The following is a 12070-nucleotide window of genomic DNA, read 5'->3' on the forward strand; positions in this document are numbered from 1 at the left end:
CTGGAGTAACGCCATGGGAATGACCCACATAGTCGACCGGCGACTGAACGGTAAGAACAAGAGCGCAGTGAACCGTGAACGGTTCCTGCGCCGTTACCGACACCACATCAAACGTGCGGTGTCGGATGCTGTTCAGAAACGCTCGATCACCGATATAGAGCGGGGCGAGAAAGTCAGTATTCCGTCTCGCGACATTGAAGAACCCATCTTTCACCATGGCCAGGGCGGCAAGCGGGAGATGGTGCATCCGGGCAACCAGGAGTTTGTGGCCGGTGACACCATTCCAAAGCCCGATGGTGGTGGGGGCCAGGGCTCCGGGCAGGGGCAGGCCAGCCCGGACGGCGAAGGCATGGATGAGTTCGCTTTCCAGATAACCCAGGAAGAGTTCCTGGATTTTCTGTTCGACGATCTCGAACTGCCCAATCTGGCCCGTAAGAAACTCAAGGATACCGAAGCGTTCAAATATGTCCGCTCTGGCTTCAGCACCGATGGGGTGCCGGCCAAGCTGGATGTAGTACGCTCATTGCGCGGGGCCCACGCGCGCAGGCTGGGCCTTGGAGGGGCGCGCAAGAAGAAGATCCGGGATCTGGAAAAGCAGCTTGAAGCGCTGAAATCGGCGCCAGAGGATCTGGACCCGGCGTTCAGCCATGAGGATCAGATCCAGGTACTCGAGGAGGAAATCGCGCGACTGAAAGCAAACGTTCGCCGCATTCCCTTCATTGATGAAATCGACCTGCGCTATCGCCAGCACCTGAAAAAACCGCAGCCGGCCACCAGCGCCGTGATGTTTTGCCTGATGGATGTATCCGGATCCATGACCCAGATGCACAAGGACATCGCCAAGCGGTTTTTCATCCTGCTGTACCTGTTCCTCAAGAAGAACTACAAGAAGATCGAAGTGGTCTTCATCCGGCACCACACCAGCGCCAAGGAAGTGGACGAGGAAGAGTTCTTCTATTCGCGGGAAACCGGGGGCACGATTGTCTCCAGCGCCCTCAAGCTGATGCACAAGATTATTGAGTCCCGTTATTCCCCGGCTGAATGGAACATCTACGCAGCGCAGGCGTCCGACGGTGATAACTGGAACGATGACTCGCCGGTGTGCGGCAAGATCCTGGCCGACAATATCCTGCCACTGGTGCAGTACTTTGCCTATGTGGAAATCACGCCGCAGGACCATCAGATGCTCTGGTATGAATACGAGAAGATCCAGGAGCAATTCCCCCAGAGCTTTGCCCTGCAGCAGATCGCCGACCCCGGTGAAATTTACCCGGTATTCCGCCAGCTGTTCGAGAGGAAAGCCGCATGACTAACCTCATGGACCGACCCAATCCGCCCGAAAGCGATCAGCCCAGGGCCCGGGAGCCGATCTCCACGGGCTCTGAGTGGACCTTCGAGCTGATCCAGGAATACGATGACGAGATTGCCAAGTGCGCCGCCGAGTTCGGCCTGGACACCTACCCGAACCAGATCGAGGTGATCAGCGCCGAGCAGATGATGGACGCCTACAGCTCCGTGGGCATGCCGGTTGGCTACCATCACTGGTCCTTCGGCAAACAGTTTCTCAGCACATCCAAGGGCTATCAGCGCGGCCAGATGGGCCTGGCCTACGAGATCGTGATCAACTCCAATCCCTGCATCGCCTACCTGATGGAGGAAAACACCCTGCCGATGCAGGCGCTGGTTATTGCCCATGCCTCTTATGGCCACAACTCCTTCTTCAAGGGTAACTACCTGTTTCGCACCTGGACCGACGCCAGCGCGATCATCGATTACCTGGTGTTTGCCCGTCATTACGTGGCGGAGTGCGAGGAGCGCTATGGCGTGGACGCCGTGGAGGAGATCCTGGATTCCTGCCACGCCCTCATGAACTATGGGGTAGACCGCTACAAGCGGCCAGCCCCGATATCGGCGTCGGAAGAAGTGCGGCGCCAGAAAGAGCGGGAAGAATACCAGCAGAGGCGCATCAACGATCTCTGGCGGACAATACCGAAGCTTGACGAGGACGATGACCCGGTAAGGCGTCGCAAACGCTATCCAGAAGAGCCCCAGGAAAACATTCTCTACTTCATCGAGAAGAACGCGCCCCTGCTGGAAACCTGGCAACGGGAAATCATCCGCATCGTGCGGAAGCTTGGGCAGTACTTCTATCCCCAGCGCCAGACCCAGGTCATGAATGAAGGCTGGGCCACCTTCTGGCACTACACCCTGCTGCATCGCATGTACGACAAGGGGCTGGTGACCGACGGCTTCATGCTCGAGTTTCTCCAGAGCCACTCGGCGGTGGTGTACCAGCCGCCATATAACAGTCCCTGGTATTCCGGGCTTAATCCCTACACTCTTGGGTTCTCCATCTTTACGGATCTCCGCCGAATCTGCGAGAACCCCACCGAGGAAGACCGGGAGTGGTTCCCGGACATCGCCGGCAGCGACTGGCTGGAAACCCTTCATTTTGCGATGAAGAACTTCAAGGACGAGAGCTTCATCCAGCAGTTCCTCTCCCCCAAGGTAATGCGGGATCTGAAACTTTTCGCAATCCAGAATGATGATCAGGAAGACGTGTACCGGGTAACCGCCATCCACGACGACCCCGGCTACCGAGACCTGCGAGAGAAGCTGGCGCGCCAGTACAACCTCAGCTATCGGGAACCCAACATCCAGGTATGGAATGTGGATGTCCGCGGCGATCGCTCACTGACCCTGCGCCACATTCCCGTGGACCGCGTCCCCCTTGGAAAGGAAACTGACGAAGTCCTGCGGCACGTGCACCGGTTGTGGGGCTTTGATGTGCACCTCGAGAGCGTGGACGATGGCACCGTGGTGGAGGACCACCACTGCCCGCCCAGGGAAGTTGAGGAGGACTGAACCTGGAGCCTGGTGGCAAATCCGACGGGGTACTGGCCGGACCGGTACTTCGTCATTCAGCGCCTGACGCGATAGTTTTATGGCTCGTCACAATGGAGCGGGCCTCCTTCACTGTGCGAATTTTCCAGGGCGAAGATCTCCTCCTGGATCGCCCGCTGGAGAATTCAGAGATTACCCGGCTGTGGGTCGGTACCCGAGCCTGGTTGAATCTGCTGACCATTACTCCTGAAACTGCTCTTCCACAGGACACCCGGCTGGAATACGACCTGGGGCTCACCGCCGACGGCTCAGAGGTTTGCAAGTGGATCCGGACGTGGGCTCCACATCTCTGCCCCGAGGGCCGGGAGAGGCCGGGCTTTACCCTGAAATCCAGGCTGGACCGAATACTCCACGGCTCCTGCCGAAGACCCCACCACCCCTCTCCTGACGGGCTGGTTCGAGTGGATGAAGAGCTGCAGAAGGCAAAGAAGCTTGAGGACGTTCCGTCTCTGCTCCTGATGACCGGCGACCAGGTTTACGCCGATGATGTGGCCGGCCCGATGTTACATGCCATCCAGTGTGTCATTCACCAACTGGGCCTTTACCAGGAGGTACTGGAAGGCGCCTCGCTTTCGCACAGCAAGGAACTGACTTCGGTGGCGAATGCCTATTACCACCGGGATGAACTGCTGCCGGAATCCGAATTCAATGAAGACCTGACCGAGCGCTTCTTCGGTGGCGTCCGCAAACCGGTGTTCACCACGGCCAATGCGGGCAATCACCTGATTTCCTTTGCCGAGGTGATGGCCATGTATCTGCTGGTCTGGTCCCCGGAACCCTGGGCGTGTGTGACCAGTGCTGAACCGGTCGATGACCCGGACGAGCTGGCGCGCTATCGGAAAGAACAGGCCGCCATCAACGAGTTCCGCAAGAGCCTTCCGCAGGCAGCGCGGGCCATGGCCAACGTGCCCGTCTATATGATCTTTGACGATCATGACGTGACGGACGACTGGAATCTCTCCGCGCTCTGGGAAACCACCGCTTACGAACACCCCTTTTCCCGGCGCATTATTGGCAATGCCCTGCTGGGCTATCTTTTGTGCCAGGGCTGGGGCAACCAGCCTGGCAATTTCGGCCAACTGATCGAACAGTGTCAGAGGCTGTTCGAGTCCAGCAACGGGCAACACGAGCTGGATACGGCCATTCAGGATGATCTGATCGACCAGCTGTTCCACTTTCAACACTGGCACTTCAGCCTGCCAACATCACCCAGACTGGTGGTGCTGGACACCCGCACCCATCGCTGGCGGAGCGAAATCCGGCGCAGTCACCCCTCCGGACTGATGGACTGGGAATCACTGACCGATTTTCAACACGAAATCATGGGCGAGGATGCCGTCGTGGTGGTTTCGCCGGCGCCAATGTTCGGGGTAAAGCTCATCGAGATGATCCAGCGGGTGTTTACCTTCTTTGGCAAGCCGCTGTTGGTGGATGCTGAAAACTGGATGGCGCATCGGGGCGCGGCCAGTGTGCTACTGAATATCTTCGGCCACCCCCGAACGCCCAGACACTTCGTGATTCTCTCAGGCGATGTTCACTATTCGTTTGCCTACGATGTGAGGGTGCGCCACAAACAGAACGGTCCCCGCGTCTGGCAGATCACCAGTAGCGGCATCAAGAACGAATTCCCCAACGCCCTGCTGGAATGGCTGGACCGGCTCAATCGCTGGCTGTTCGCACCCTGGTCGCCCCTTAACTGGTTCACCAAGAGACGGCGCATGTGGATTTCCCCCAGGCTACCCGAGGGCCGCGAGGCCGGCGAGCGGCTGTGGAACGGCGCGGGCATCGGAGACGTGCGACTGGATGACGAGGGCGCACCCACCGCCATCCGACAACTGGATGCCGGCGGCGGGGGTACGATTTTCAAACAGCGGGCGAAAGACGACTGATCAGGCGTTGACCGAGGGCAGCCCGGACAGGGCCATGGCCAGTTCCTGTTCGTCGTACTCGTGGTCGCTCAGTTCACCGGCGAAGTAGGAGGTGTAGGCTGCCATATCAAAATGGCCATGACCGCAGAGGTTGAACAGGATCACCTCATCCTTGCCTTCCCGCTTGCAGCGCAGGGCTTCGTCAATGGCACCCTTGACCGCATGGTTGGCCTCCGGAGCCGGCACGATACCTTCGTTCCTCGCAAACAGAACGCCGGCCTCGAAGCACTCCCGCTGAGTGTAGGACACCGCATCAAACAGCCCCAGCTCCTTGGCATGTGAAACCAGGGGTGCCATACCGTGGTACCGCAGACCGCCGGCGTGGAAGCCCGGCGGTGTAAAGCCGGAGCCCAGGGTATGCATCTTGGTCAGCGGGGTCATGTGGGCAGTATCACCGTAATCGTAGGCGTACTTGCCCCGGGTCAGCGTGGGACAGGCCGAGGGCTCTACCGCCACAATCCGGGATTTCTCGCCGCCTCTCAGGGCGTGCCCCATAAACGGGAAAGCAATTCCGGCAAAGTTGGAACCACCGCCAGTACAACCCACAATCACATCGGGCCAGCAGTTCGCCATTTCCATCTGCTGCATGGCTTCCAGGCCGATGATGCTCTGGTGAAGCAACACATGGTTGAGAACCGAGCCCAGGGCATACTTGGTGTTCGGGTCCTTGACCGCCAGTTCCACCGCTTCGGAGATGGCGATGCCCAGACTACCATTGTGGTCCGGAGTCTCTGCCAGCACCTTGCGGCCAAACTCGGTCAGCTCCGAGGGCGAAGCCACACATTTGGCGCCGTAGGTTTCCATGACCGCTCGGCGATAGGGCTTCTGGTTGTAGGAAACCCTAACCTGGAACACCGTAACGTCGATATCGAACAGAGAGCCGGCAAAGGACAGCGATGTGCCCCACTGCCCTGCACCGGTTTCGGTAGTGAGGGTGCGAATGCCCGCTTCACGATTGTAGAAAGCCTGGGGAATTGCAGTATTCGGTTTGTGACTGCCCGCCGGGCTGACGCCTTCGTATTTGTAGAAAATCTTTGCCGGCGTGCCGAGGGCCTTCTCGAGGCGATGGGCCCGATAAAGCGGCGCCGGACGCCATAGGTTGTAGACATCACGCACCGGCTCAGGAATCTCTATTTCCCGTTCGGTGGTCACTTCCTGTTCGATCAGCGCCATCGGAAACAACGGTTCCAGATCCGATGGGCCCACCGGCTGCTGGGTACCCGGATGCAAGACGGCCGGCAGCGGCTCGGGGAGGTCCGCCTGCAGGTTGTACCAGTATTTCGGCATCTGGCTTTCTTCGAGAAGGAACTTGGTTTGCATGAATTAAAAATCCCTACTGTTTGTGTTGTTATCGCCCCTCAGAATACCCATTCCAGGCCCGCATAAAAAGTTCTTCCCGGGGCGGGTTCGAAATAGCCCCGGTCTTCCACAGGGCGGTTCGCATTGGCATTTATCCGCACGTTACTGAAGTAGTCCTGATCCAGCAGATTGCGGATCCCGGCATACAGGTTCAGGGCCTGATCCGCCATCCGTACTGAATCGCCGGCACGCATACCGACCAGCCAATAGTCACTCACCAGGGTCTGGTTGCTGTTTTCGGCGTAGAACTCGCCCACATACTGCCACTCCAGAGCCGCGAAACGACCGGCTGCACCGCGCCACTCCAGCTCGCTCACCCAGAGTTGCTCCGGCAGACCTGGAATAGCGTTGCCGCTGGCGTCGTTGCCCTGCTCATCCACAAAGTCCCTTAGCTCGTAATCCGCCAGGGTCAGCGCGCTGGTTACCCGCCAGGCGTACGAAAGGTCCCAGGCCAGACCCAGTTCAAAACCATTGCGACGGGTTTCGCCGGCGTTTTCGTAGAAGGTCTGATCGCCCACGTTAAAGGGCAGGATCTCGTCCTCCACCCGGATGGAGAACAGGGCCATGTCATAGCTGAGGCCACGGCCAAGCATGCCGCGCATACCCATCTCGCGATTCAATGCCTGCTGCGGCTCCAGCTCGGGATTGAAGCCGCCGCCATTCGGATTGGCAAACTCGGTAAAGGTGGGTGACTCGAACGCCGTACCGAGGGTGGCGTATACCTGGTGCGCCGGTGCCAGCTTGTAGCTGATACCGGCAACGCCACTGTATTCCCGGAAAGTCCGGTTGCCCGAATCATCGTTACCGTCTTGCAGCCAGTCGTCGTCAATGGCCAGACGCAACCGGTCGAACCGCACGCCAAGGGAGACGTTGAGTGCGTCGCTCAGCGCCAGGTCGCCCTGGCCAAACACCGCCACATTGGTAGCACTCTGGTTTTCCGCCTGGGTCTGGCCGGTGATATCGCCATCGATAGACACCGAATAGCGGCGCCGGTCGTCGGACTGATGGTGAACATCCAGGCCGGTTACCCACACCAGAGGCAATCCGGCCAGCGTCGATTCCTGCTGATACTGGGAACTGATGCCGTAAAAGTGCCGGTCGTAGGCTATGCGGCTGCTTCCGGGAAACGGCAACTGCTGTGCGAAATCCCGGTGAGTGTAGAAGGTATCGAGGGTGAGTTGGCCGGGAAGGACGCCCGAGTCTTCAAATCTTACACCCAGGGTCTGCTGGTTCACGGTCTGGCTGCTGTCCAGCCTCTTGGCCAATGCGGTGGCCTGCTCCGGATCTTCTTCGGCCTGGGCCAGGGTGAGCCCACCCGGATCTTCGGATTTGGGGTTATGCAGCGCGTTGAATGTGGCGGTTATCCGCCGTCCAGAATCCAGATCCCGTGCCACACGGGCGTTGAACAGTGCTTTCTCTGCCTTGCTCTGCTCCCGGTGGCCATCAAAGGTCAGCCAGGAAAGCGTTGCTATGCCGCTGGTATCACCATCAACGCCATTTCCCTGTATCGCGGCCTTGCGATAGTCGTCACTGCCGCCATCGAGCCGCAGCCGACCGCCCTGGGGCAGCTCATCACCCAACGCAGTGGAAATATCGATCACACCGCCCGCGGCATTCCCATACTGAACGGAGGCAGGCCCCCGAATGACCTCGATTCGCTGGGCGGAATCCAGATCAATGGCATCGATCTGGGACTGGCCATCGGGCAGCGTGTAGGGGATACCATCCACCTGAATCCGGATACCCCGAATACCGAAGGGCGCTCTGGCACCAAATCCGCGAGTAGACAATCTGAGATTCTGGGCGAAGTTGTAGCGGTTCTGAAAAAACAGGCCCGGAACGGTATTGAGGGATTCATCCAGTTGCAGACGCTGCTGACCCTCACGGATATCGGGTGCGTTGATGACCGAGACTGCCGCGGGCGTTTCGTACAGATCCCGAACCAGTCTTGGTGACGTTACTTGAAGCACCAGCTCCTCATCGTTGTCCAATGACGACTGTGCAATCGCCGGAAGCGAGCTCGACATCCACACCGGTGACAGAACAAGCACTGCCAGGTAGTTATTCCTGCTCAAGGGGCCTCCTCAGGGTTCGCTTATCAAGGTTTCTCTTGATAACGGGTACGCCAGCGATGGGGAAATGGAGTTATCCCATTGAATCCATCGGAAGAGCCGGCTCAGGCGGGGATCCAGGCTTCAAGCAGATCGACCAGCCAGGGCACGAGCAAGGCGGTAGCGAAGGCGGAAAGCGCCATCGCAAGCCCGGAAAAAGCACCCATCTGCGAACTTACCTGAAACGCCCGGGCGGTCCCGATACCGTGTGCTGCAACACCCATGGCAATGCCCCTGGCGGTGTCATCGCGAACCCGGATCCACTCAAAGAGCTTGGTGCCCAGAACGGCGCCGGTGATGCCCGTGATAACAACCAATACGGCAGTCAGCGACGGAAGGCCGCCAATTTTTTCGGAAATCCCCATGGCCACCGGCGCCGTTGCCGATTTCGGGGCCAGGGACATCTGGATCTCCGTAGACCCACCCAGAAGCCGGGCCAGGCCGATAGAGCTGCCTGCGGCGATGACAACGCCGCAAAAGAGCGAAATGGTCACCGGTAACCAGAGCTGTCGAAGCCTGGAAAACTGCTGGTACAGGGGAACGGCCAACGCCACCGTGGCCGGACCGAGCAGAAAGTGAACAAACTGGCCGCCTTCAAAATAATCGCTGTAGGAGGTGCCTGTCGCCAGCAGCAGAATAATAAGCATGGCGACGGACGTGACCACCGGGTTGGCCAGAGGGTTGGAGTTGGTTTTCAGATACAGCCGGTAGGCCAGGCCATAGGCCACCAGGGTGATCGTGAGCCCCAATAGCGGTGATGCGGAGAGATATACCCAGATGTCTTGCAGGCCCGGCTCATTCATCGCCGCCCTCCTTTTCAGCAAGCGGCTTGGCAAACCAGCGGGTGGTTACCTGCATGATCAGCGCGGTGGCAACCATGGTAATCACGGTACTTAACAACAGCGCCAGGGTTATTGGAAGCCACTCGTCGGCGATGCGGCCAAAGTGCGCCATCATGCCCACGCCAGCGGGAACAAACAGAAGCGAGAGATGACTGAGTAAGGCCGTGGACGCCTGATCGACAGACTCCGGCGCCTTGCCCCGTATCATCAAAGTTACGAACAGCATCACCATGCCAAGTACGGGCCCGGGGATGGGAACACCGAGCAAGCGAACTGTAATCTCCCCTATCAACTGGTAGACAAGCAGAAGGGTAATGCCGTTCAGGAACTGCATAACGCAGGACTCCAGTCAGTTTTTGCTCTGTACCGTCGAAATGGGAATGATGCTTCGACCATACATGGCGAGAACAAAGCCGATGGGGAACATCAGCACCCCGTAGACCGCAGCCGGGATCGACATGGCGCTGGATTCCAGCAGAGTCAGAGTGACCATGAGGGCAATGGTGCCGTTCTTTACACCCAGCTCCACCGCCACTGCCAGGGATTCCCGCTGGGTCAGACCCGCCATCCGGCCGGCCGCCAGGCCGAGACCAATACCGGCCAGATTCAACAGGATGGTTGCCGGCCCCGCCTGCTTCAGGAGCTCCCAGATCTGGTCGCGAACACCGTACACCAGCGCCACGATCAGCACCGCCAGCACGATACCGCCGAAGATACTCACAATGCTTTCTGCCTTGCGGGCAACCTCCGGCTTGCGGGTACGAACCACCATCCCGATGGCGACCGGGAAGAGCACGATGCCAATCAGCATGCCCACGGTTTTCCAGACCGGCAGCACAATGTCTTCCTCGGTTCCCATGTAGTACTGAAGGGCAATATTGGTAAACAGCGGCAGGGTAAGAATGGTGATCAGGCTGGCGCTGACGGTCAGTACTATGGAGAGGGCAATGTTCCCCCGCGAGAGCAGCACAAACAGATTCGAGGTGGTGCCTCCAGGGCAGGCAGCGATGATCACCAGTCCGACCGCTATGGCCGGCGGAACCGCCAGCAACGTGGCCAGCATGAAGGCGATGAGGGGCATGACGAGAATCTGGGCAATGGTGCCGACGATCATCCCTTTCGGATACACCGCCACCTGGCGGAAGTCTCGTATCGTCAGGGTCATGCCGATACCGATCATTATGATGAACAGAGCAATCGGCAGACCTGCCGAGATAAGCGGGCTGGATTCCACAACGCCTCCGGATGTTTTTGTTTTTACTGCAACCAACCGATGAAAAGTAGCACACACTCGCCTCTTTCGGGAGACTAAAACGGCAAACGTTTGAGGCGATAAAGCACTGCAAAACCGGGGAACTTTATGACCTGAAACATCGTGTCACGAAGCAGTTGCAAGTATACTTGCAGCAGATAACTAAAATACGTGGATACTGGTGGAGACGCACAAGGAATGAAACGCCTGGGAACGCTGGATGCCTCTTGGCTGGCCGTAGAATCTGAAGACACCCCCATGCATGTGGGCAACCTGCAGATCTTTTCGCTACCGGAGGGCGCCCCTGAAACCTTCCTCCGGGACATGGTGACCCGCATGAAGGAAACCGGCGATGTCGCGCCCCCCTGGGGTTTAAAGCTTGCCTGGTCCGGGCTGTTGGGTCGGGTACTGGCGCCGGGCTGGAAAGTCGACAAGAAAATCGATCTGGATTACCACGTGCGTCACTCGGCACTGCCGCGCCCCGGCGGTGAACGGGAACTGGGCATACTGGTATCGCGCCTGCACTCCAACCCCCTGGATTTTGCCCGCCCACTCTGGGAATGCCACGTTATCGAGGGCCTCGAGAACAACCGTTTTGCGCTCTACACCAAGATGCATCATTCCATGATTGATGGCATCAGTGGTGTACGCCTGATGCAACGGGTACTGACAACCGATCCCGACAAACGGGACATGCCGCCACCCTGGTCGGTTCGGCCGGAGCGCCGTCGCGGCAGCAAATCCGATTCCGAGGCCAGCGTGCCCGGTGCGGTTTCACAGGCCATGGATGCCCTGAAACTGCAGGCAGATATGGCACCGCGTCTGCTGCAGGCGGGCAACCGGCTGGTGCATTCGGTCCGCCACCCCGAGGACGGTCTGACGGCGCCGTTCACCGGGCCCGTCTCCAAGATCAATCACCGGGTTACCGGCCAGCGCCGGTTTGCCACCCAGCATTATCAGCTCGACAGGATCAAGGAACTTGCCCACGTTTCCGGCGCTTCCCTCAACGATATCGTTCTGTACCTGTGCGGAACTGCCCTCAGGCGTTTTCTGCTGGAACAGAATGAACTGCCGGACGCTCCCCTCACCGCCGGCATACCGGTCAACATCCGGCCGTCCGATGACGAAGGGACAGGCACCCAGATCAGTTTCATGATCTCTTCGCTTGCGACCGACGAAGCCGATCCGCTGACCCGCCTGCAAAACATCAAGGCGTCAACGCGAAGGGCCAAAGAGCATTTGCAGAAGCTGCCCAAAAGCGCGCTCACCCAGTACACCATGCTCCTGATGTCGCCTTATATACTGCAGCTGATGTCCGGCCTTGGCGGTCGCATGCGGCCGGTATTTAACGTCACGATCTCCAATGTGCCGGGGCCCCAGAGAACGCTCTACTACGAGGGCGCGAAACTGGAAGCCATGTACCCTGTCTCGCTGATTACTCACGGTGGCGCTTTGAACATCACCTGCCTGAGCTATGACGGCTCACTGAACTTCGGCTATACGGGCTGCAGGGATACCCTGCCAAGTATGCAGAGACTTGCGGTTTACACGGGTGAAGCACTGGACGAACTGGAAAGCCTGATTCTTCCGCCAAAGGCCAAACCGAAAGCTGCGGCCAAGCCCAGTGCGCCGCGCAAACAGTCGACGAAAAAGAGTAAAGCGGACTGATACAAC

At 58.8% G+C, this 12070-nt stretch carries 9 protein-coding genes; 4 read left to right on the forward strand and 5 right to left on the reverse strand.

Going from position 1 to position 12070, the window contains the following annotated elements; all coding sequences use genetic code 11:
• Positions 1-19: 19 nt before the first annotated feature.
• From MDHKLMBL_RS09555 to MDHKLMBL_RS09565, 3 genes are all read left to right on the forward strand, one after another.
• Positions 20-1309, forward strand: coding sequence for a YeaH/YhbH family protein (locus MDHKLMBL_RS09555; RefSeq protein ID WP_206748289.1), 1290 nt, complete (start codon positions 20-22; stop codon positions 1307-1309).
• The gene (locus MDHKLMBL_RS09560; RefSeq protein WP_104270706.1) at positions 1306-2865 is read left to right on the forward strand and encodes a SpoVR family protein; all 1560 of its coding nucleotides are present in this window, start codon (positions 1306-1308) and stop codon (positions 2863-2865) included. The genes MDHKLMBL_RS09555 and MDHKLMBL_RS09560 overlap by 4 nt, the downstream gene beginning before the upstream one ends.
• A 92-nt stretch (positions 2866-2957) precedes the next feature.
• Positions 2958-4793: an alkaline phosphatase D family protein gene (locus MDHKLMBL_RS09565; RefSeq protein WP_241956211.1), complete on the forward strand. Its 1836-nt coding sequence runs from the start codon at positions 2958-2960 to the stop codon at positions 4791-4793.
• Here MDHKLMBL_RS09565 and MDHKLMBL_RS09570 read toward each other — a convergent pair whose 3' ends face one another.
• From MDHKLMBL_RS09570 to MDHKLMBL_RS09590, 5 genes are all read right to left on the reverse strand, one after another.
• Positions 4794-6152, reverse strand: coding sequence for a TrpB-like pyridoxal phosphate-dependent enzyme (locus MDHKLMBL_RS09570; RefSeq protein ID WP_008175355.1), 1359 nt, complete (start codon positions 6150-6152; stop codon positions 4794-4796).
• 38 nt (positions 6153-6190) lie between these two features.
• Positions 6191-8266: a TonB-dependent receptor family protein gene (locus MDHKLMBL_RS09575; protein ID WP_104270708.1), complete on the reverse strand. Its 2076-nt coding sequence runs from the start codon at positions 8264-8266 to the stop codon at positions 6191-6193.
• A 101-nt stretch (positions 8267-8367) separates the two neighbouring features.
• Entirely contained in the window at positions 8368-9105 is a 738-nt protein-coding gene (locus MDHKLMBL_RS09580; protein WP_014578190.1) for an LrgB family protein, read from the reverse strand.
• Complete coding sequence (locus MDHKLMBL_RS09585; RefSeq protein WP_092032020.1) at positions 9098-9478, reverse strand: CidA/LrgA family protein; 381 nt, start codon at positions 9476-9478, stop codon at positions 9098-9100. Before MDHKLMBL_RS09585 ends, MDHKLMBL_RS09580 begins: the two co-directional genes overlap by 8 nt.
• A 15-nt stretch (positions 9479-9493) precedes the next feature.
• Positions 9494-10378: a bile acid:sodium symporter family protein gene (locus MDHKLMBL_RS09590; RefSeq protein ID WP_008175359.1), complete on the reverse strand. Its 885-nt coding sequence runs from the start codon at positions 10376-10378 to the stop codon at positions 9494-9496.
• A gap of 216 nt (positions 10379-10594) precedes the next feature.
• Between MDHKLMBL_RS09590 and MDHKLMBL_RS09595 the strand changes: the two genes are divergently transcribed.
• Positions 10595-12064 (forward strand): WS/DGAT/MGAT family O-acyltransferase, encoded by a 1470-nt coding sequence (locus MDHKLMBL_RS09595; RefSeq protein WP_104270709.1) that lies wholly within the window; start codon positions 10595-10597, stop codon positions 12062-12064.
• The last annotated feature ends 6 nt before the right edge of the window (positions 12065-12070 follow it).

The sequence above is a fragment of the Marinobacter flavimaris genome, assembly GCF_002933295.1.
Taxonomy (GTDB): Bacteria; Pseudomonadota; Gammaproteobacteria; order Pseudomonadales; family Oleiphilaceae; genus Marinobacter; species Marinobacter flavimaris.

Bases quoted from the DNA above. Each gene is read 5' to 3' on its own strand.
- MDHKLMBL_RS09565 (WP_241956211.1), top strand. From the start codon at position 2,958: ATGGAGCGGGCCTCCTTCACTGTGCGAATTTTCCAGGGCGAAGATCTC.
- MDHKLMBL_RS09560 (WP_104270706.1), top strand. From the start codon at position 1,306: ATGACTAACCTCATGGACCGACCCAATCCGCCCGAAAGCGATCAGCCC.
- MDHKLMBL_RS09595 (WP_104270709.1), top strand. From the start codon at position 10,595: ATGAAACGCCTGGGAACGCTGGATGCCTCTTGGCTGGCCGTAGAATCT.
- MDHKLMBL_RS09555 (WP_206748289.1), top strand. From the start codon at position 20: ATGACCCACATAGTCGACCGGCGACTGAACGGTAAGAACAAGAGCGCA.
- MDHKLMBL_RS09580 (WP_014578190.1), bottom strand. From the start codon at position 9,105: ATGAATGAGCCGGGCCTGCAAGACATCTGGGTATATCTCTCCGCATCA.
- MDHKLMBL_RS09585 (WP_092032020.1), bottom strand. From the start codon at position 9,478: ATGCAGTTCCTGAACGGCATTACCCTTCTGCTTGTCTACCAGTTGATA.
- MDHKLMBL_RS09570 (WP_008175355.1), bottom strand. From the start codon at position 6,152: ATGCAAACCAAGTTCCTTCTCGAAGAAAGCCAGATGCCGAAATACTGG.